This window comes from Rahnella sp. PD12R (assembly GCF_019200965.1).
GTDB lineage: Bacteria > Pseudomonadota > Gammaproteobacteria > Enterobacterales > Enterobacteriaceae > Rahnella > Rahnella laticis.
The window spans coordinates 104,725-126,287 of record NZ_JAHTMS010000003.1 but is presented as its reverse complement, the minus strand read 5'-3'; the positions used below and the strand labels follow the sequence as shown (position 1 = coordinate 126,287).

Here is a 21,563-nt window from a genome sequence, read left to right as displayed (position 1 = left end):
GAACTGTCTTGACCCTAAAACTGCATAAGATATATCTTGAGGCCATCCGGTTCATGGCAGAAGGCAAAACCGATGACAAACTCAGGGCCCACCGCCCGCCGCAAAAGTAAGCTGTTTACGCGTCAGGAACTGACGTTATTTGTGCTGCATCTTATTCAGATCAACCCGGCGCACGGTTATGAAATCATTAAAACCATCGAAGGCTATTCAATGGGCGCGTACATCCCCAGCCCCGGCGTGATTTACCCCATTTTAACGCTGATTGTCGAAGAGGGTTTCGCCACCGCCAACGACATTGAAGGCGGTAAAAAACAGTTCACCATGACGCCTGACGGTTCAGCATTTCTGGCGCTCAAACGAAAAGAAATTCGCGTCATTGAAGAAAAAATGAAAACGCTGGTGATTAAAAACAATCCCCCGCCTGCGCCTGAACTGATTTATGCCATAGAGAATTTAAAAATCACAGTACGGGCTAAATCGTATAACGGAGAAGTAACACCGGAGAAATACGCTCAAATAATTGAATACGTCAATGAGGCGACACGAAAGATCAACGAACTTTAAACTTTCCTGACCTTATTTAATTAAATCCGACGTTATCCCCGCTGCTTTATTTAATAAGCAGTGAAGGATTTCCGTTGCCTTTTTTTATTTTGTTATTATTTACGGACACCAAAATGCCATCCAGACTTTTGCCATTATTCATTATCCTGGGGCTGAGCGGCTGTGATAATTCGCAGACCGCTCAGCAATCTGCCCCGCCCGTCGACGTCGGCGTTGTCACGCTAAAAGCACAATCTTTTAATCTGGTCAGCGAATTAACCGGGCGCACCACGGCTACGTTAACCGCCGATGTGCGCCCGCAGGTCGGCGGTATTATTCAGAAACGCTTATTCACCGAAGGCGACACGGTCAAAGCCGGTCAGGCGTTATACCAGATTGACCCGTCATCCTATAAAGCCACCTACGATCAGGCCGCCGCAGCGCTGAAAAGTGCCAAAGCGCTGGTGATTTCCGATTGCCAGAAAGCCAAACGCTATGCCGTGCTGGTGAAGGAACAGGGCGTGTCGCAGCAGGACGCCGAAGACGCGCAGTCAGCCTGTGCGGAAGATCGCGCCAGCGTTGATGAAAAAGCGGCGGCGCTGGAAACGGCAAAAATCAATCTCGACTGGACGCGCGTGACATCGCCGATTGCGGGCCGGATTGGCATTTCATCCGTTACGCCGGGCGCGCTGGTCTCTGCCGCGCAGGACACCGCGCTGGCTACCGTCCGTAATCTCGATTCCATGTATGTGGATCTCACCCGTTCCAGCGCGGATTTACTCAGCCTGCGCAAACGCGCGCTGGCGACCAACAGCGACACTTTAAGCGTAACGCTGACGCTGGAAGACGGTTCGGTATATCCCGAAAAAGGCCGTCTGGAGCTGACCGAAGTGGCCGTCGATGAAGCTACCGGCTCCGTGACACTGCGCGCCGTGTTCCCGAATCCGAAACACGTTTTGCTGCCGGGGATGTTTATCCGCGCTGATGTCGATGAAGGCGTGGTCGAAAACGCCATTCTCGCGCCGCAGCAGGGCATCACCCGCGATGCAAAAGGCGATGCCACCGCACTGGTCGTCACCGCAGAAAACAAAGTCGAGCAACGTGATGTCGTGACCGGCGACGCCAGCGGCACAAACTGGCTGATCCTCAAAGGCTTACAGGCAGGCGATCGCGTTCTGGTGGAAGGCAGCGACAAAGTCTCAACCGGCGACACCGTCAAACCGGTGGAAGTAAATAACGACGCCACCGCAGCCCAAAGCACAGAAGGAGCCGCCTGATGTTTTCCCGCTTCTTTGTGCGTCGCCCGGTTTTTGCCTGGGTGATTTCCATTTTGATCATGATGGCCGGGGTCATGGCGATCCGCACGCTGCCGGTCGCGCAGTACCCGGACGTCGCGCCGCCTTCCGTTAAAATCCAGGCGACCTATTCCGGCGCATCCGCAGAAACGCTGGAAAACAGCGTCACGCAGGTCATCGAACAGCAGCTGACCGGCCTGGATAATCTGCTTTATTTCAGCTCCAGCAGCAGTTCTGACGGCTCCGTGGATATCACGGTGACGTTCAAACAAGGCACCAACGCGGATACCGCGCAGGTTCAGGTGCAGAACAAAGTGCAGCAGGCCGAATCGCGCCTGCCGACGGAAGTGCAGACCGCAGGCGTGACCGTCACAAAATCGCAGTCCAACTTCCTGCTGATCATGGCGGTGTATGACAAAACCGACAAAGCCACCAGCTCGGATATCGCCGACTGGCTGGTGAGTAACATGCAGGATCCGCTGGCGCGCGTCAGCGGCGTCGGCAGTTTGCAGGTGTTCGGGGCGGAATATGCCATGCGCATCTGGATGGACCCGACCAAACTCGCGGCTTACGACCTGATGCCGTCTGACGTTCAGACCGCGATTGAAGCGCAAAACGTACAGATTTCTGCCGGTAAAATTGGCGGTTTGCCGTCTTCAGGTACTCAGCAACTGACTGCCACCGTGCGTGCGCAGTCGCGCCTGCAAACGCCGGAACAGTTCCGCAATATCATCGTGAAAGGCAATACCGGCGGTGCGATTGTCCGCATCAGCGACGTCGCGCGCGTTGAAATGGGCAGTGAAGATTACACCGCGACCTCCCAGCTGAACGGCCATCCGGCTGCGGGTATGGCAGTCATGTTGTCGCCGGGTGCCAATGCGCTCGACACCGCCACGCTGGTGAAAAATACCATCAGCGAATACCAGCGCAGCATGCCGAAGGGCTATGACATTGCGTATCCGAAAGACAGCACCGAATTCATTAAAGTGTCGGTGCAGGACGTGATTAAAACGCTGGTCGAAGCCATCCTGCTGGTGATCGTGGTGATGTATCTGTTTATGCAGAATCTGCGCGCCACGCTCATTCCTGCGCTGGCGGTGCCGGTGGTGTTGCTGGGGACGTTCGGCGTTCTGGCGTTATTCGGCTATTCGATCAATACCCTGACGCTGTTTGCGATGGTGCTCGCGATCGGTTTGCTGGTGGATGACGCCATTGTGGTGGTGGAAAACGTCGAGCGAATCATGCGCGACGAAGGGCTTTCTGCCCGCGATGCCACCGAGAAATCGATGGGTGAAATCTCCGGCGCGCTGGTGGCGATTGCACTGGTGCTCTCCGCCGTCTTCCTGCCGATGGCCTTTTTCGGCGGCTCAACCGGCGTGATTTACCGCCAGTTCTCGGTCACGATTATCTCCGCGATGGCGCTTTCTGTTGTGGTCGCGCTGACCCTGACTCCTGCGCTGTGCGGCGCTTTCCTGCGCCATAAACCGCAATCGACCACAGGTTTCTTTGGCGGCTTCAACCGCCTGTATTCCCGCACTGAGCATCGCTATGAGAATGGCGTCACGCACGTTCAGCGTCGCCCGGTCGCGATGGTGCTGATTTACGGTGCGATGGCGGCGCTGATGGGCTTGCTGATGTGGCAACTGCCGACCAGCTTCCTGCCGTCCGAAGATCAGGGCGAGATTATGGTGCAGTACACCCTGCCGGCGGGCGCTACGGCGAACCGCACCGAGGCGGTGAACTCCCGCGTTACCCAGTGGTTTATGGATAAAGAAAAAGACAACACCAACGTCATTTTCACCATCACCGGCTTTAACTTCAGCGGCAGCGGCCAGAACGCCGGGATGGCCTTCGTCTCCCTTAAAAACTGGGACGACCGCCCCGGCACGGCCAACACCGCGCAGTCTATCGCCGGACGCGCCATGAAAGATCTCGCAGTGATCCGCGATGCAAAAGTCATTGCCATGACACCGCCGTCGGTGGACGGTCTGGGGCAAAGCAACGGTTTCACCTTCGAGCTGATGTCAACCGGCGGCACCAGCCGCGCAGAGCTGATGAAACTGCGGACAGAACTGCTGGCAATGGCGGCAAAGAGCCCGGAACTGCAATCGGTCCGCGCCAACGATTTACCGCAGATGCCACAGCTTCAGGTGGATATCGACAACAACAAAGCCGTGGCACTCGGGTTAACGCTGAGTGACGTCACCGATACGCTGAGCAGCGCGTGGGGCGGAACCTATGTCAATGATTTCATTGACCGTGGCCGCGTAAAAGAAGTGTACATTCAGGGCGACAGCCAGTTCCGTTCCAAACCGGCAGACCTAAACAAATGGTTTGTCCGCAGCAGCGACGGCACCAGCATGACGCCGTTCTCCGCGTTCGCCACCACGCACTGGACCTATGGCCCGGAAAGCCTTGCACGCTACAACGGTTCAACCTCCTATGAGATTCAGGGTGAAAACACTGACGGCTACAGCTCCGGCGCGGCCATGGCAAAAATGGAAGCGCTGGCAGATAAACTCCCGGCCGGTTCCACCTGGGCCTGGAGCGGATTGTCATTGCAGGAAAAGCTGGCCAGCGGGCAGGCGCTGAGCCTTTACGGCATCTCGATTCTGGTGGTGTTTCTGTGCCTCGCCGCGCTGTACGAAAGCTGGTCTGTCCCCTTCTCCGTCATTCTGGTGATCCCGCTCGGTCTGCTTGGGGCATCCCTTGCCGCCGAACTTCGCGGCCTAAATAACGACGTGTATTTCCAGGTCGCGTTGCTGACCACCATCGGGCTCTCGTCGAAAAACGCCATTCTGATCGTTGAATTCGCCGAGGCGGCGCTCAAACAGGGCAGCACGTTAACGGCGGCGGCGCTCTCTGCGGCGCGGACCCGCCTGCGCCCGATTCTGATGACGTCACTGGCCTTTATCGCCGGGGTCATGCCGCTGGCGGTTGCAACCGGTGCGGGGGCTAACAGCCGTATCGCCATCGGTACCGGCATTATCGGCGGCACCGTGACCGCCACATTACTGGCTATTTTCTTTGTTCCGCTGTTCTTCGTTCTGGTGAAAAAAGTCTTCACCGGCCACAAAGACGCGCAGGAGTAAGCATGATTTTTCGTCTGAGTATTATTTCATTGTCGTTCCTGCTGGCCGGTTGTCTTTCACTGGATCCGCACTACCAGCGCCCTGCCGCGCCGGTGCCTGCCGTCTGGCCTGCGCAGGGAACGCAGCCTGCCGCCACAACCGTGCTCGCCGACTGGCAACACATCATGACCGATCCGCGCCTCAATGCGGTGGTCGCGAAGGCGCTGACCACCAACCGCGATATGCAGGAAGCGATTGCCGATATCGAAGCGGCGAAAGCGCTTTACGGGGAGCAGCGCGCGAGCCTGTTCCCGACGGTGGATGCGGAACTGACGCAAACCCGCAGCCGCACGCAGGATGCGGGGGTTTCAAGCTCTGCCACCGCCGACGGTGCGGTGAGCAGTTTTGAGATTGATTTGTTTGGCCGCAACCGCAGCCTGAGCACGGCGGCGAAAGAAACCTGGCTGGCCAGTGAATCCACCGCGCAGAACACCCGGCTGACGCTGATTGCCGAAACCAGCACCGCGTGGGTCACGCTGGCGGCGGATAACAGCAACCTGAAACTGGCGCAGGACACGCAAAAAAGCGCGGCTGATTCGCTGCGTATCACCCGGTTGCGCCAGAAAGAAGGCGTGGCTTCCGGGCCGGATGTCAGCGAATCCATGGCGGTGTATCAGTCTGCCCGCGCCAGCGTCGCCAGCTATCAGACGCTGGTTGCGCAGGACATCAACGCCCTGAACCTGCTGGTGGGGGAAACCGTGCCGCAAAACCTGCTGCCGGGCACGCTGGAAGACCTGTCGCCGGAGGCCATCGCGCTGGTGCCCGCCGGTGTGTCGTCCTCCGTATTACTGCGTCGCCCGGACGTGCAGGAAGCCGAACATAACCTCAAAAGCGCCAACGCGGATATCGGCGCAGCGCGGGCAAACTTCTTCCCGACGCTGTCACTCACTGCCAGCGCAGGCGTCGGCAGCAGTTCGCTGTCGAACCTGTTCAGCCACGGCGCCAACGTCTGGTCATTCGCCCCAAGCCTGACATTGCCGCTATTCACCGGCGGCAGCAATACCGCGCAGCTACGGTACGCCGAAGCCAAGAAAAAAGGCCTGATCGCTGCGTATGAAAAATCCATTCAGAGCGCGTTCAAGGACGTTGCTAACGCCCTTGCCCGTCGCGCAACGCTCAGCGAACAACTGGATGCACAGCAGCAATACGTCGCCGCGTCGCAACGCAGTTATGACCTGGCGCGCCGCAGCTATGAAACCGGCGCTGGTGATTACCTGACCGTACTGACTGACCAGCGCTCGCTGTGGTCTGCACAGGTAGATCTGATTGCCTTACAGCAGACCGATTTTGAAAACCGCATCACGCTGTGGCAGTCGCTCGGTGGTGGGGTGAAATAACGCGAAGGGTTTAAAGAGATATGCAGTGAATACCGCAGGGATGCGGTATTTTTTTGATTGAAGCACAGAGTCGAAATATAAAAACCCGATATTTCAATTAAAAAAAGAGGCCGTACAGGGACGGCCTCAAAGAAGGAAGAACTCCAACAGTATTATAATGGCATGATGTTTTACCATAAATGGTTGCTCAATAAACATCATGCGCACATTATAATTAAATCCGTCTCAGTTTCTATCCTCATTGCGTCTGTATAAAGTAATAACTTTGTAAGTCGCTAATATTATCACCAGGTTTTACCGATATTAAACTGGAACTGTTCCGCGCTGTCACCTTCATATTTCACCAGCGGTTGCGCATAGGAGAATACCAATGGGCCTAACGGCGATTGCCATTGCAGTGAAATACCGCTGGAAACACGAATATGTGTCGGGTCACTGTAATCCGGAATACCTGCAGCTTCCGTCGCTGACGTATTTTGCCATTTCGTATCCCACACCGTACCGGAATCCACGAAGAACGATGTGCGCACGGAACTGGCGTATTTCTCGCTGATAAACGGCGTCGGCACATACAGTTCTGCGCTGGCGATCGCCATCGCATTTCCGCCCACGGCGTCGCTGGATTTTTCCACCGGGCAGGTGGAATACGAGGTATCCGTGGTCGCACATTTGTAATACGCCGCTTTCGGGCCGATGGTGTTGGACGAGAACCCGCGCACCGAACTGGAGCCACCCGCGTAGAAGTTATCGTAGAACGGTACGTCGTTACCGCCCAGTCCGGCGGCATAACCGGCTTTCGCGCGGCCCATCAGCACCCAGTCGGATTTGTCGCTCAGCGGGATGTAGTGGTTGGCATCAAACGTAATTTTGTAATAACTGTCGTCCGAGCCCGGTGTCGTGACCTTTGCGCTTAAGCTGGCGCGCGTGCCCGATGACGGGAAGAAGCCACGGTTGAGATCGTTATAGGCCCAGCCGACGCTGGCGAAGAAGTCGTTGGTGCGCAGTTCCGCCGTGCTGTTACCTGAGGTCACCACGCCCGGCTGCACGCCGCTGGCGTTCAGATAGCGCCACACCGCCACCTGCGGTTCCATGTCGCTGAGTGTGCTGTGAACATAATCCAGCCCGAGATTCAGCGTATTGTCTTCACTGACCGGCAGGCCAAGGTTAACGCCGGTGCCGTAGCTTTGCAGGTTGTACGCCGCCAGATCGTTATCTTCGGCGTCGTAGTGGTTGTAGAAGACTTTGCCGCCCAGACTCACTCCGTCAACCGTGTAATACGGGTTAGTCGCTGAGATTTCGACATACGTCTGGTAGGAGTTTCGCGTGCCGCTAAAACTGACCGTGTTACCGCTGCCGAGCCAGTTATCCTGCGTCACGCCGAGCTGATAGCTGATGCCGCTGTCCGTGCCGTACCCCACGCCGACATTGAACGTGCCGGTGTTACGCTCTTTGACTTTGTACACCACGTCAACCTGATCGGTGGAACCCGGCACCGGCTGCGTATCGACATCGACTGTCTCGAAATAGCCGGTCCGGTTCAGGCGGTCTTTGCCTTTTTGCACCAGATCGTTACCCAGCCACGCGCCTTCCATCTGCCGCATTTCACGGCGCAGCACTTCGTCTTTCGACGTGTCGTTCCCTTCAAAACGGATCCGGCGCACCGAATAACGGTTTCCGGTATCCACGTTAATATGCAGTCTGACGGTTTTATCGCCGTCATTAATCTCGCTCTGCGTGGTGACGTGCGGATAAGCATATCCGTAACGTCCCAGCATATTTTTAATATCGCCTTCGATTTTGGTGACTTTCGCGCCGTTATATAATTCACCCGCCGGAATAGCGGTCAGCGCTTCAACCTCAGCCGAATGTCCGGCCATCGAACCGGTCAGCGTGACGCCGGAAACTTTATATTGCGCACCTTCGGTAATATTGACCGTAATATAAATGCCTTTCTTATCCGGCGTTAAGCTGACCTGCGTGGAATCCACGTTAAAACGCGCATAACCCCGGTCAAGATAAAAACTGCGCAACGTTTCGAGATCGCCGGACAGTTTCTGTTTTTCGTATTTTTTATCGCCGATTACGTTCCACCACGGGACTTCATCACGCAGCTGGAAGTGCGCGATCAGGTCATCATTGGTGAAGGCTTTGTTACCCACGATATTGATTTGCTGAATTCTTGCCGATACCCCTTCGGTGAAGACCAGCTTCACATCCACGCGGTTACGCGGCAGCGGCGTCACCACCGCTTTCACGCTGGCGCTGTATTTGCCGACGCTGTAATAGAAATCCTCCAGGCCGTGTTCAATCGAGGAAATGGTGGTGCGATCCAGCGCATCGCCGACGCGAACCCCGGAAGCCTCGAGGTTTTGTTTCAGCATATCGTCTTTGATGGCTTTGTTACCGGAGAAGGTGATGCTGGCGATCGTCGGCCTTTCTTTTACCTGAATAATCAGCGTGTTGCCCTCTTCCAGTACTTTCACATCGTCAAAATTTCCGGTCGCAAACAGCGAACGGATCGTCTGGCTGATATCGTCATCCGATACCGTATCTCCCACCCGCACGGGGATGCTCAGCAACGCAGCACCGACGGTCACGCGCTGCAAACCTTCGACGTGAATGTCTTTGACGACAAAACCGTCAGCGGCAAAAGCCGCCGTGCTGCTCAACAGCAGCGACGCTAAGAGTAATTTTTTCATTGTCATGTGATCCGTGCACGCCGTTTTTCAACTCACCGAATTTCCTGAAAACAAAAAAGTTTTGCTTTCAGAAGAAATAACCTCGCTAACAGACTGTGGGAAATATCCGAGGTTCATCGGGGACGTTTTGATTTTCGGAAAACATGGGATTCTGTTACGTATTACTTACGTTATTTTCGCGAGACGTACAGTTGTGGCTATCGGTAAAAATTCTGGAGTTTCGTCGCCATGAATGACGGGCGGGCATACAGAGAATGAAGGCGGGTATTTCTCCCGAAAACAATATACTTCTGAATTATATTCTCGCCGGAACATTATTAAGCCCCGCTAATGGTTTTTGTTTAAAATAATAGTGGAACCTTTTACCAGGAATAATAACAATGCCCGCAGGGTTTTTACTCCCGTTTTTATTTATCAAGAGAATTAACATCCCTGCATGAAAATTAACATTATTCTCCTCACTGAATCGACCTGCCTGTGACGCGTTTCAAAATACAGAAATGCCCTCTCCTGTATATTTATGTCGTGAATATTTCACTATTAGTACTGCAGGTAAACTTAATGAATAACAAATATAAACTGCATGAATTTCTTGATGTAAAAAGACTTCAGACTCTCCAGGACAATTTCAGTAAATCCATGATGATCGCGCTTGTGGTGGTCGATCAGGACGGCGTGCCGGTGACGCAGGCCAGCGGGTTCTCAGAGTTTTGTGCCCGCTCACGGCTCAACGAAGCGCTTGCAACACACTGCTACGAAAGCGATAACGCCGGAGGCCGCGCAGCCATGCAGGCAGGGAAACCGGTGGTCTATCGCTGCTACTGCGGATTCGTTGAATTTGCTGTGCCGATCATGATCAACGACCATTACCTTGGCGCGTTTATCTCCGGTCAGGTAAAGGTCGAAGAAGAGAAAGAAAATACCATTCCCTACATTCTCGATAATCATGAAATCTGGAAAGAAAACGCCTGGTTGATCGACCTGCATCAGGACGCCAAACGCATGCCGTACGACCGTTTTGAATCGACCGCATCGACATTGCTGCACGTTTCTTCTTATCTGGTCGAGCAGGCGCACACCAATAATATTCAGCGTGAGCTGCACCGCAAAGATCTCGAACTCACTGACGAACTGCGCAAACGCGTTGAAATTGAACGTTCATTACATGAGGCCGAATTTAAAGCGTTGTCTTATCAGATTAACCCGCACTTTTTATTTAATGTCTTAAATACCATTGGCCGTCTGGCCTATCTGGAAGATGCCCAGAGAACCGAAACGATGGTGCATGATTTTTCCGATATGATGCGCTATTTACTGCGCAAAAATAATCACGGGCTGATTACGCTGAGTCACGAAATCAATTATGTCACCAGCTATATGTCAATTCAGAAAGTCAGAATGCATGACCGCTTCGATTATCACTGCGACATCCCTGAAAAGTATTCTGATGTGGTTTGTCCGTTCCTGATCTTACAGCCCCTGGTTGAAAACTTTTTCAACTACGTGGTCGAACCGCGCGACACCAGCAGTCAGCTGCGGATCAGCGCCCGCGACGACGGGCACGATGTCATTCTGGAAGTCAGTGATAACGGGGATGGCATTTCACAGGCCGATATCGCCAATATTTTATCCGGCGATGAAAACCGCCAGAAAGGCGGCATCGGTATCAATAATATTAAAAACCGGCTTCAGTTGTTATTCGGGGAAAGCTATGGGCTGGAAATTTCCAGCGCCCATAAGCCCAGAATGGGCACCACTATTACACTGAAGTTTCCCATGCTGGAAGCCTGACAGACCGGAGAAATAAGCATGTACAATATTGTGATTGTTGAAGACGAATTAATTGAATCTGAATCCATGCGACGCATTGTCTCGCAATATGTCGACAATGCCGTAGTTCACGAAGCCTCGACCGGAAAAAAAGCCATCCAGCTGATTGACGATCTCGAGCAAATTGACATGATGTTTGTCGATATTAATATTCCGCTGCCCAACGGAAATCAGGTAATCGAATATCTGCGCACCAAGAACAGCGACACAAAAGTGATTGTCACCACCGCCAATGATGATTTTGAAATTGTACGCAGCATGCTGAATTTAAAAGTAGACGATTACCTGTTAAAACCGGTTAAAAAAAGCACGCTGACCGATGCCATCAAAAAAACGCTGGAAGTGAATGACGTTGATATTGCTGCATCACGGGCGCTGAAACAGAAAGTCGTGGCGATGATAGAAAGCTGTGATTACGCCCGGTGGCATGGTTTTTTGTTCGAGACTCTCGATGAAGCCTGTGTGAGTACCCCATCCGGCGTCAGTCAGCGCAAACTGCTGACGGATGTTCTCGAAATACTGCATCAGCAAATCACCACGCAGGGTGATAAAAGCCTGCCTGCCGCCAAAAAAGTGGCAGCGCTGATTCAGGAAATTCACCAGAATGGTATACCTGCCAGCGCATATTACCGGGCGATGTCTGCCCTGCTCAACGCCAGCGAAGAGGTATTTGATTATTCGCTTAAGCACGCCAGCGGCGCGATGGATTTTATTGATCGTGCAAAATTCCACATCGAAAAAAACATCCTGAATAACCTGACGCTTGACGAGATCGCCGCCCGCTCTTTTGTCAGCTCCTGCTACCTCAGCCGCGCGTTTAAGAAGATTACCGGTGCCGGTTTTTCCAATTACATCGCCAGCCGGAAAATCAGCGTCGCCAAATCGTTATTGCAGTTCAGTGATCTCAAAATCAACACCATTGCGCTGGAGCTGTCGTATCAGGATGCGAATTATTTCTGCCGGATTTTCAAAAAAGAGACCGGAATGGCACCGTCCGATTTCCGTAAAATTGTCGCACCGGAACCTGTTTAACCTGCCCGTGTCGGGCACGCCTGATTTTGTGCGCGTGTCCGACACGTGGGCAAAAAAGTCCACCCTGCCAGCAAGATAGTTCACGCCGTTTTACCGCTTGCCGCCTACGATAGAGTCCCTTCTGAAAAACGTGGCGCGACTTTGGACGACTTCCTTTTCACCTCTGAATCGGTTGCCCCCGGGCACCCGGACAAAATGGCCGACCAGATTGCTGATGCAATTCTGGACGCCTTCCTCTTACAAGATCCGCGGGCCCGCGTGGCCTGCGAATGCATGCTCAAAACCGGTATTGTCATTGTCGCGGGCGAAATCAGCTCAACGGCCAGTGTCGATATCGAATCCGTTATCCGCCACACCATCAGCGAAATCGGGTACAACCACTCCCGTCTGGGTTTTGATGCCAAAACCTGCGGCGTGCTGAATATCCTGGGGAAACAGTCTGCGGATATTGCACAGGGGATTACCGGTTCTGCGCCCGAATTCCCGGGCGCAGGCGATCAGGGGATTACCTTCGGTTATGCCTGCGACGAAACACCGGAACTCATGCCCGCCACGCTGATGTTGGCGCACCAGCTGATGATGCGTCAGGCGGCACTACGCCAGTCTGGCCGTCTGCCGTTTTTGCGTCCGGATGCCAAAAGCCAGGTCACGCTGCGTTATCACCGCCGTCAGGTCATAGCTGCCGACACCATCGTGGTTTCTACGCAGCACGATCCGGAGATTTCGCTGGCGGAACTGCGCGAGGCGGTGATTGAGGAAATCGTAAAACCCGTGATCCCCGCGCGCTGGTTCACGCCGCAAACCCGTTTGCTGATCAACCCCGCCGGGCAATTTGTCACCGGCGGCCCGGTGGGCGACTGTGGCCTGACCGGCAGAAAAATTATCGTCGATACATACGGCGGCGTAGCCCGCCACGGAGGCGGCGCATTCTCCGGCAAAGATCCGTCGAAAGTCGATCGTTCGGCCGCTTATGCCGCGCGATATGTGGCGAAAAATATCGTCGCCGCCGGGCTGGCAAAGCGTTGCGAAGTCCAGCTGGCCTGGGCAATCGGCCTGCCGCGCCCGGTCGCCATCCGCATTCATACTTTTGGCAGCAGCCCGCTGACCGCAGATCAACTGGCTCTGCGGGTTGAACGCCATTTCGATCTGAGCGTTTCCGGGATCATTTCGATGCTGGATTTGCTCGTTCCCCGCTACCGCCAGACCGCCTGCTATGGCCATTTTGGCCGGGACATTTTCCCCTGGGAAAAAACGGACAAGACGCAGGCACTGCGCGACGACACCTGAATACGCAAAGGCGGCGGTCACCGCGCGCCACAATGAATCCATCAACAGGAGAAATTTATGTCCGGGCAAAGTTTGGGATTAATAGAAACCGTCGGGCTGGCGGCGGCGGTTGAAGCCGCGGATGCTGCCATGAAATCCGCACATGTCACGCTGGTCGGTTATGAGCTGACCAAAGGTGGCGGAATGGTCACGATCAAGCTCGAAGGCGAAGTCGGCGCGGTCAACGCCGCCGTCGCTGCCGGCGTCATCGCCGCGCGCAAAGTAGGTATCGTTTACGCCCACAAAGTCATCGCGCGCACTGCGCAATACATTGAAAATCTGATTTACTCTGCCGAAACAAACGGCATCACGCTTGCCGAACCGGAACCTGAAGCGTTGCCACCATCACCAACAATACAACCATCAATCATTGCAGTCGTGAATGTCGAAGAAATACCGCAAACATCCTGCATGGAATTAGCATCTGTGGCTAAACCCGTCACGGAACCGGTCACTTCAGAAACGGCAGAAGATAAAAAACCGCAACCGGCAGCGGTGAATACCAAAAAAACAACCTCTGGCCGGGGGAATAAAAAAGCGTAAAACGCAGAATAACAAAACAGCAAAACGGCAGTGGGGGTCGGGGCAATAATCATCAGCCCCTCACCTTCACTGCCGTTTTTATTGCTTCATATTCGGGAACTTTAAGACGGGAATTCTTTTTACGCGGTGACGTTTCCCGGTAAATTTTTGCTGATGCAGAAACGGTAAACCGCCGCGCCCAGACATGCACCGATCACCGGCGCAATAACGGGCACAAGGAAGTAAGGAATATCGCGCCCCCCGGTCATCGACATTTCACCCCAGCCAGCAAAGAAGGTAAATAATTTCGGGCCAAAATCGCGTGCCGGATTCATGGCAAATCCGGTCAGCGGCCCGGTTGATGCGCCAATCACCGCCACCAGGATCCCGATTAACAACGGCCCGAGCGGGCCGCGTGGCACGCCGTTACCATCATCGGTCAGCGCCATGATCAGCCCCATCAGAATCGAGGTAATGACAATTTCCACAAAAGCCGCCTGCCAGACGCTGATCGCCGCCGCCGGATACGTGCTGAAAATGCTGGCCAGTTGCAGGCTTTCCACGCTGCCGCGCACCATCTGATGAGCACTTTCGAATTCCGTGAACAGATTGTGATAAAGCAGATACGTCAGCAGTGCGCCGCCAAACGCCCCGGCAACCTGAGCGATAATGTACGGCACCACTTTCCGGCCGGGAAAGCTGGCGAATAACCACAGTGCGATGGTAATTGCCGGGTTCAGATGCGCACCGGAAATCCCGGCGGTGAGATACACCGCCAGCGAAATTCCCAGCCCCCACACAATACAGATTTCCCATAACCCGAAACTGGCCCCCGCGACTTTCACTGCGGCAAGACAACTGATGCCAAAAAATAGAAATAATCCGGTACCGAGAAACTCCGCAAGGCACTGCGTTTTGACTGAATCATTCATATAATAACCCTGGTGTTGATTATTGTTATTTTGATATTCCTGGCCGGAACATCACCCGCCTATATGGCAATTAAATCCTAATGACTCCACTTCTTTTTTTAATATTTCCATTTTTGATTCGCCGGTACGTTCCGGATCACCCATCGGATAAATACGCCCCAGCAAGCCATATTTATTTTCGCCATATTCGTGATACGGCAATAAGTGAATCGTATCGACATTGGACATCAGGCGGGCAAATCCGGCTATCTGGTGGATCTCATCGACGTTATCATTGACGCCGGGGATCACCGGAATACGGACAATCACTTTGGTCAGGAATGAAATGCGCAGCAGGTTTTCCAGAATCTGCGTGTTGCCCATTCCGGTGTTCGCCAGATGCACGGCCGGATTGATGGCTTTGATGTCAGTCAGCGCCAGATCAACGTAAGGGAAAACGTCGGCTATGACTTCCGGCGTGGTAAATCCGGTGGTTTCAATCGCCGTGTGCCAGCCCTTTTCTTTGCAGGCTTTCAGCAGTTCGCGGGCAAACGCCGGTTGCGCCAGCGGTTCACCACCGGAAAGCGTGATCCCGCCCCCGGAGCGGCGATAAAGATTTTCTTCTTTCTGCAATTCCCGCATCACTTCGGCAATCGTCATGCGTTTGCCTTTCATTTCCAGCGCCTGCGTCGGGCAGACCTGTGTACATTCGCCGCACTGAATACAACGCTCGCGATCGACAAAGAAAGCATTATTTACCGACAGCGCCTGTTGTTTGCAGACTTCAATACATTTACCGCAGCGGATACAGTCATTCTTTTTAAATATTAATTCCGGCTGAGGACGTTGTGATTCCGGATTACTACACCATTTACACGAAAGCGGGCATCCTTTAAAAAAAGGAATTGTACGAATACCCGGACCGTCATGCAGAGAATAGCGCTGAATATTAAACAGCACGCCTTCCATTTCGTAATCGACTTTATTCATGACTTCGCTCACATCAGTGCCACAGGTTATTTTAAAAAGGGCCATGCTGTAATACATGGCCCGCCGGTGAAACTGAATAATCAGAACTGCTGTTCAGTACGGCTGATAATGTCATCCTGCACTTCTTTCGCCAGCACCACGAACTGGGCACTGTATCCGGCCACACGCACAACCAGATCCTGATGTTGCTGAGGATTGTTCTGCGCTTCAACCAGGGTTTTGCGGTCGATGACGTTAAACTGAACGTGCATCCCTTTCTTATCGAAGTAGTTTCTGACCAGCCCGCTGAAGTGGCGCAAACCTTGTTCCCCGGCCAGTGAAGACGGCAGGAATTTCTGGTTATACAGCGTCCCGTTTGAGGCAATGAAGTGGTCGAGTTTTGCCACGGAGTTCGCCGCAGCGGTTGGGCCCTTCGTGTCTTTCCCCTGACGCGGAGAAACACCGTCAGCCAGCGGTTCTTTCGCCATGCGTCCGTCCGGCAATGCGGCAACATCTTTACCAAACAACACGTTAGCCGACACCGGATAGATACCGGCCTGGAACTGGCCGCCGCGCGGGTTGGTATATTTCTCGACTTCCTGGCAGTAAATCAACGCACACTGACGCGCCACCAGATCCACTTCGTCGATGTCATTACCAAAGCACGGCGTATTTTCCAGAATATGGCGAATTTCCTCAAAACGGGAACCGTTGCCCGCCGGTGCCGCCGTATTGCTGGCAAGCTGGCGATAGACTTCCGCTTTGATCGCTGCCGCATCCAGAGCACCGTGCGTTTCGATGATGCGTTTCACCATCTCGTGAATTTCCTGCTCGCCTAGCGAAGATTTCCCGGCGGCAGCGTCCGGTGTGCCACCGACGGCGTGGCCGAAGTTGGCGTCCAGCGCGCTTTTCAGTTCATTCAGCGTCAGTTTGCGGTCTTCGAATACCTGTTTCTGAATCGCGTAGACGGAATCCCCGGTGTCGGCAATCCCGAACGCCTGCGGGCCGGTGAAGTTGTAAATAGCGCCGCCTTCCTGAAGCGATTTGCCGCGCCCGATACAGTCATCCACCAGCGCAGACAGGAATGGCAGCGGGCAGCGCTCGCCGTGCGCAATATCCACGCTGTTGCAGGCTTCCACCAGCTGATGAACAAAGTGCGCCATCTGTTTCTTAAACGCGCTAAAGAAATCGTCGATGCCGGTGTACTGCGTCATTTCACCGGTCACCGGCCCCAGCTGTTTGTTGCCTGCGCGGCCATTATTAAGGGTGATTTCGAGCACTTTTGCCACGTTGAAGAAAGCGGCATCATGCCAGCCTTCCGTGCGGTGCGGTGCCTGCGGTTCCACGCAGCCGATGATGCAGTAATCGCGGGCGTCATGCAGCGACACGCCACGGTTTTGCAGCGCAGGAATAATTACTTCGTCGTTGTACATTGCCGGGACGCCCAGCCCCATGCGCACCAGCTCACAAGCGCGGAACAGGAATTCATCCGGCGTGCCCTGCCAGACGCGAATGGAGAACGACGGCTGCGGCAGACGCACATGCGCCGTGGCTTCCATACACATGTAGGTCAGCGGGTTAGTTGCGTCGCGGCCATCTTCCGTTTGTCCACCCACACACAGGTTCTGGAAAACCGCATAACCGGCAAACGCCTGCGCTGAAATTTCATCGCGCGTTTTGTTGATGTCGTTGAGCTTAATCCAGCAGCAATCCACCAGTTCCTGGGCAAATTCTTTAGAAATGGATTTGTCCGCCGCCAGATGCGGATACATGTACTGGTCGAAACGCCCCGGAGAGATGGAATGGCCGCTGGACTCAATCTGCAACATGCTTTGCAGGAACCAGAAGGTCTGGCACGCTTCCCAGAACGTGCTCGCACCGTTTTCCGGTACGCGGGTACAGTTTTGCGCGATTTGTTCCAGCTCACGTTTACGCGCCGGATTGCTTTCCAGCTGCGCCAGACGTGTGGCCTCCTGCGCATAACGATGAGCAAAATTAATCGCCGCCTGATAGCTGATGATCACAGCGTTATAGAATTGCTCTTTTTTGATATAGCCCGGTTCGCGGCGATCCAGATTTTCCAGCGCGCGGGTAACGTCGTTAATGATGCCACGGAAACCGATTTTCAGGATTTTGCCGTAATCCACACTGACATGGCCAACGCCGCCGAAAAAGTAGTTCCCGACGGTGAAAACGCCGCTGGCCATACTTTCCTTGGTACCGTCGGACATATAAGATGCCGCCAGCGAACTGGTGGTTTTACCCGGCCAGTATTTAAACGCTTCGTGCAATTCGTCTGCGGTTTTTTTAGGAATAATAAACGGGTCGGCCACCCGGTGTTCCATGGTATTAAATTCTTTTTCCACCCAGTCATAAGAGAATTCAGGGCAGATTTCAGTCGAGCGGGGATTAATAGTGACCGCGCCGACGATCAGCTCATCAGGACGAATAGTCACCGGCAGCTCATTGAATATTTTCTCGACGACTTTCGCCCTGCGCATAATAGCCGGCAGATGTTCATTTTCTTTATAGGCATTCGTTGCCAGGACGGCGCGCTCAGATTCCACATACGGTCTGGCATGCAGGATCATATTCTTGAGTCTGACAACACGTTCGGTCGGATTAGAAAAACCTTTCTCTAACATAGAATAACTCCCGAAATTAATTATTTAACCTTGCGGCAGTAATTTGTTTTTTCATCGGCGGATAATCAGAACGCGGTATTATTATCGTCTTCTATTATTCGCATGGCCTCATTCACCGCAGCGACCTCACCAAATATGGCCAGCGTCGTAATATGTTGCGGGCAGCTGCCAAATATTTCCGAGACCACCACATTTGCACTTTTACTGGCGGCATCAGCGTAGAAATAAAGATCCGGCACCGGCAACATAATCATGCCAATCGCATCGATACGGATGAGATCCAGTCGTGAACGGAATTCGCCAGGCATCCTGCGTTTTATCATGGCCACGATGTCTGGCGTCGGTGCGTTTATGATGCGTTTTTTCATCACCGCCCCTTATCTGACGTTAAGGGCCTCGACCATCACGCAGCGGCGGATCCGGGCGAATGACTTCGCTGACGTCAGCCCCTCTCCGGTTGGCCCGGCAATCGTAAAGGTCGCATGTCCTTCACCGCCGACGCCTAATCCGGCATAGGAAGGCCCGTTTTTCACGAAAATAGTGGTCTGGATCTGACGGGCCATTTTGGTAAGTTTGTCGACGTTGGTAGAGTGCATGATGGCCGTGTGACGGTTGCCATGTTCCACTTTCACCGCCAGTTCAATGGCTTCATCAACGTTTTCCACACGCACCACCGGCAGCAGCGGCATCATCAGTTCATGGATCACAAAAGGATGCGTTCTTTCGGTTTCCACCAGGATCACTTTGGTGTCTTCCGGTGCGTTCACGCCCAGTTGTTGCAGGATGTAGCGCGCATCTTTGCCAACAAACGCGGTGTCCGGCCCGGTACCTTTTTCGTTCATCACCAGCGCCTGAAGTTGCCGTATGAGTTTTGGGTCACACAGCAGATACCCGCCGCTTTTCTTCATACAGTGAATCAGATAGTCCGCCACCTGATTGACCACGATGACCTCTTTTTCAGCGACGCACGGCAGGTTATTGTCGAAACTGCATCCGCGTATAATATCGCGGGCGGCTTTTTCAATATCTGCGGTTTCATCGACCACGGCGGGCGGATTTCCTGCTCCCGCACCGATGGCTTTTTTGCCGGAAGACATCACTGTTTTCACAATTGACGGCCCGCCGGTTGCCACCAGCATATTGATACGCGGGTCTTTGATTAATGCACTGGTGTTATCGAGTGAAGGCTGCGTGACCGTGACCACAAGATTGGCCGGTGCGCCAAGGCTCGCCAGCTTCTGGTTAATCAGCGCCACCGTCATCAGCGAAACGTTGCGGGAACGCGGATGCGGGCTGAAAACCACGGTGTTGCCCGCGGCCAGCATCCCGATGCTGTTGTTGATGATGGTTTCGGTCGGATTGGTGGTCGGCGTAATCGACCCAATCACGCCGTAGGCCGAAAACTCCGTCAGCGTCAGGCCGTTGTCGCCACTCAGCGCGCCGGTCGTCAGATCTTCCAGCCCCGGCGTTTTCTGCGCCGCGACGCGGTTTTTCGTCAGTTTATCGGCGTAATTCCCCATGCCGGTTTCTTCAACCGCCAGACGGGAAATTTCCTGCAAGGTGCTTTCCTGCAAAAATACGTCACGGATGCCCTGAATAAACGTGGCGCGATCCTGCATTGAACAATGGCGATACTGAACCTGCGCCAGCACGGCGGCAGAAATCGCTTCGTCCATCGAATCAAATGCGCCGTTGCCCGCGTCGTAGGTCGCCGTCTGTGGTGCGGCCACTGGTTGTTGTGCCAGCGCACGGGCAACAATGGCATCCAGTGAATCAGTGTTTTGAACCGCCTGCACTGGCGCGGCCTGCGGTGCCGCTTCCGGTGCAATTTTGGTGTACCGGCTCAGAACGTTCGATACCGCCTGAGCAATTTCAATATCATTCATGCTGTCAGTTCCTTACTTCGCATCGCTTCGCACGGTGAACCTTCAGATGTAAGGTTTGGTGGTGGAGTTGATGGGCGCCGGGTCGAGCGTAGCGAGCAGTTTCAGCCCCACTTCGCGCGCTGCAATCACCGCCTGGCGGACGGCACCGGAATCACCGGCAAACGTGAAGATGACTTCATTGCTGAAGCTGGTTCCCTGAGACGGGCTGGCATAACCGACCGGTTCGATGACCGCAGATTTCGCTGCGACGTCAGCAATCACCACGCCAATCGCAGCCGGAGAGGCACAGGTCATGCCGAAAGATTTACCGATCGGCGCGCCGAATGCCTTGTTAAGGGCGAAACTGGCGCGGGCGGTATATTGAAATTCGAGATGTCCCGCCGGTGAACCATAAACGTCACCCATAGTGCGTTCAATTTCTGACAACGCCACTTCAATGGCGCGACGGACATCCGACACATCGGCCGCGCCGAAGATGATTAAACATCCGTGTCCGCCGCCACCTTCTGTATCACGCGCCAGTTCAATCGAGATCACTTCGCTGTTGGTCGCTTTCACGGCTTCGTCCGCTGCGAAAATATGCGGGCCTGCGCCGGTGCGCGCACCCAGAATACCGATAGAGCGATATTTCTTGTCGATATTCATGACGTCATGCAATTGATGATCGACATTGGCAATGACCAGACCAATAGTATGGCCGAGGGCGGTGCCGACAAATTCTGTCAGACCACAACCGGCAATGCTGGCGGCTGTTTTGCCCCTGCCATTTTCATCAGTCTGTTTATTCACTACTTCAGATATAATCTGCTCAACAAGATTATCTCTCATGGTCAGTATCCTCTGGCGTTATTAACCGACGGCTTTTGGCAGAATTTTTTCCACTTCGATATGCGGGCGCGGAATAACGTGGACAGAAACCAGTTCACCCACTTTCAGGGCTGCCGCAGAACCGGCGTCAGTGGCCGCTTTTACTGCGCCGACGTCGCCGCGCACCATCACAGTGACCAGACCGGAACCGATTTTTTCATAACCGACCAGCGTGACATTGGCGGATTTGACCATGGTATCTGCCGCTTCAATTGCAGAAACCAGCCCTTTAGTTTCAACCATACCTAATGCTTCTTGTTGCATAACGACCTCTGATATTGAGTGGGAATATCGGTAAACGCGAAAGCCAATAAAGCAACTGTCGCGGTGTTTTCATCCTGCACGTAAACACTTCACGCACGATGATAGTAAGGATTTAGGGACAAAATGTTTTGCCCGCCAGCCGGACTATCTTGTTATTCCGGTAAACTACCGGACAATAAAATCCATCTGCATTAAATCGCGCTGAATAAATAAAAACGCTGAAACCGGTACGCACGAAACCCGCCCATGAATAAGGGAAATTGTTATTCAGATCTCAGTTTTATTTATTCTTTAATGCACAGAAAT

General features: G+C 53.8%; 16 protein-coding genes. 8 read left to right on the top strand and 8 right to left on the bottom strand.

Annotated features, from left to right (window positions below; all coding sequences use genetic code 11):
- Positions 1–72 precede the first annotated feature (72 nt).
- The 4 genes from KWG64_RS07750 (at position 73) to KWG64_RS07735 (ending at position 6,306) form a co-directional block, all read left to right on the top strand.
- Positions 73–564, top strand: a complete 492-nt coding sequence (locus KWG64_RS07750; RefSeq protein WP_218521497.1) for a PadR family transcriptional regulator — start codon at positions 73–75, stop codon at positions 562–564.
- Between the two features lie 113 nt (positions 565–677).
- On the top strand, positions 678–1,820 hold the full coding sequence (locus tag KWG64_RS07745) for an efflux RND transporter periplasmic adaptor subunit (protein ID WP_218521496.1): 1,143 nt from the start codon (positions 678–680) through the stop codon (positions 1,818–1,820).
- Positions 1,820–4,930 (top strand): efflux RND transporter permease subunit, encoded by a 3,111-nt coding sequence (locus KWG64_RS07740; RefSeq protein WP_218521495.1) that lies wholly within the window; start codon positions 1,820–1,822, stop codon positions 4,928–4,930. The genes KWG64_RS07745 and KWG64_RS07740 overlap by 1 nt, the downstream gene beginning before the upstream one ends.
- Before the next feature lie 5 nt (positions 4,931–4,935).
- Positions 4,936–6,306 carry an efflux transporter outer membrane subunit gene (locus tag KWG64_RS07735; protein WP_218521723.1) on the top strand — a complete coding sequence of 457 codons (1,371 nt, stop codon included), beginning with the start codon at positions 4,936–4,938 and terminating at the stop codon, positions 6,304–6,306.
- 284 nt (positions 6,307–6,590) lie between these two features.
- Here the strand turns inward: KWG64_RS07735 and bamA are convergent, their stop codons facing one another.
- Complete coding sequence (gene bamA, locus KWG64_RS07730) at positions 6,591–9,011, bottom strand: outer membrane protein assembly factor BamA (RefSeq protein WP_218521494.1); 2,421 nt, start codon at positions 9,009–9,011, stop codon at positions 6,591–6,593.
- A gap of 555 nt (positions 9,012–9,566) precedes the next feature.
- Between bamA and KWG64_RS07725 the strand changes: the two genes are divergently transcribed.
- From KWG64_RS07725 to KWG64_RS25810, 4 genes are all read left to right on the top strand, one after another.
- Positions 9,567–10,796, top strand: a complete 1,230-nt coding sequence (locus tag KWG64_RS07725; protein ID WP_218521493.1) for a PocR ligand-binding domain-containing protein — start codon at positions 9,567–9,569, stop codon at positions 10,794–10,796.
- Between the two features lie 18 nt (positions 10,797–10,814).
- Entirely contained in the window at positions 10,815–11,867 is a 1,053-nt protein-coding gene (locus KWG64_RS07720; protein ID WP_218521492.1) for an AraC family transcriptional regulator, read from the top strand.
- 141 nt (positions 11,868–12,008) lie between these two features.
- Positions 12,009–13,154 carry a methionine adenosyltransferase gene (metK, locus tag KWG64_RS07715; protein ID WP_218521491.1) on the top strand — a complete coding sequence of 382 codons (1,146 nt, stop codon included), beginning with the start codon at positions 12,009–12,011 and terminating at the stop codon, positions 13,152–13,154.
- Positions 13,155–13,211: 57 nt separating this feature from the next.
- Positions 13,212–13,736: a BMC domain-containing protein gene (locus KWG64_RS25810; RefSeq protein ID WP_218521490.1), complete on the top strand. Its 525-nt coding sequence runs from the start codon at positions 13,212–13,214 to the stop codon at positions 13,734–13,736.
- Positions 13,737–13,855: 119 nt separating this feature from the next.
- Here the strand turns inward: KWG64_RS25810 and pduF are convergent, their stop codons facing one another.
- From pduF to grpH, 7 genes are all read right to left on the bottom strand, one after another.
- Positions 13,856–14,647 (bottom strand): propanediol diffusion facilitator PduF, encoded by a 792-nt coding sequence (pduF, locus tag KWG64_RS07705; RefSeq protein WP_218521489.1) that lies wholly within the window; start codon positions 14,645–14,647, stop codon positions 13,856–13,858.
- Positions 14,648–14,698: 51 nt separating this feature from the next.
- On the bottom strand, positions 14,699–15,616 hold the full coding sequence (locus tag KWG64_RS07700) for a glycyl-radical enzyme activating protein (RefSeq protein ID WP_218521722.1): 918 nt from the start codon (positions 15,614–15,616) through the stop codon (positions 14,699–14,701).
- Positions 15,617–15,696: 80 nt separating this feature from the next.
- On the bottom strand, positions 15,697–18,240 hold the full coding sequence (gene grpM / locus KWG64_RS07695; RefSeq protein WP_218521488.1) for a glycyl radical diol dehydratase GrpM: 2,544 nt from the start codon (positions 18,238–18,240) through the stop codon (positions 15,697–15,699).
- A 65-nt stretch (positions 18,241–18,305) separates the two neighbouring features.
- Complete coding sequence (locus tag KWG64_RS07690) at positions 18,306–18,608, bottom strand: BMC domain-containing protein (protein WP_101078001.1); 303 nt, start codon at positions 18,606–18,608, stop codon at positions 18,306–18,308.
- A gap of 9 nt (positions 18,609–18,617) precedes the next feature.
- Positions 18,618–20,126, bottom strand: a complete 1,509-nt coding sequence (locus tag KWG64_RS07685) for an aldehyde dehydrogenase family protein (RefSeq protein WP_218521487.1) — start codon at positions 20,124–20,126, stop codon at positions 18,618–18,620.
- A gap of 42 nt (positions 20,127–20,168) precedes the next feature.
- Positions 20,169–20,954 carry a propanediol utilization microcompartment protein PduB gene (gene pduB, locus KWG64_RS07680; RefSeq protein ID WP_101078003.1) on the bottom strand — a complete coding sequence of 262 codons (786 nt, stop codon included), beginning with the start codon at positions 20,952–20,954 and terminating at the stop codon, positions 20,169–20,171.
- A 21-nt stretch (positions 20,955–20,975) separates the two neighbouring features.
- Positions 20,976–21,257, bottom strand: coding sequence for a propanediol utilization system shell hexameric protein GrpH (grpH, locus tag KWG64_RS07675; protein WP_095925478.1), 282 nt, complete (start codon positions 21,255–21,257; stop codon positions 20,976–20,978).
- Positions 21,258–21,563: the final 306 nt, after the last annotated feature.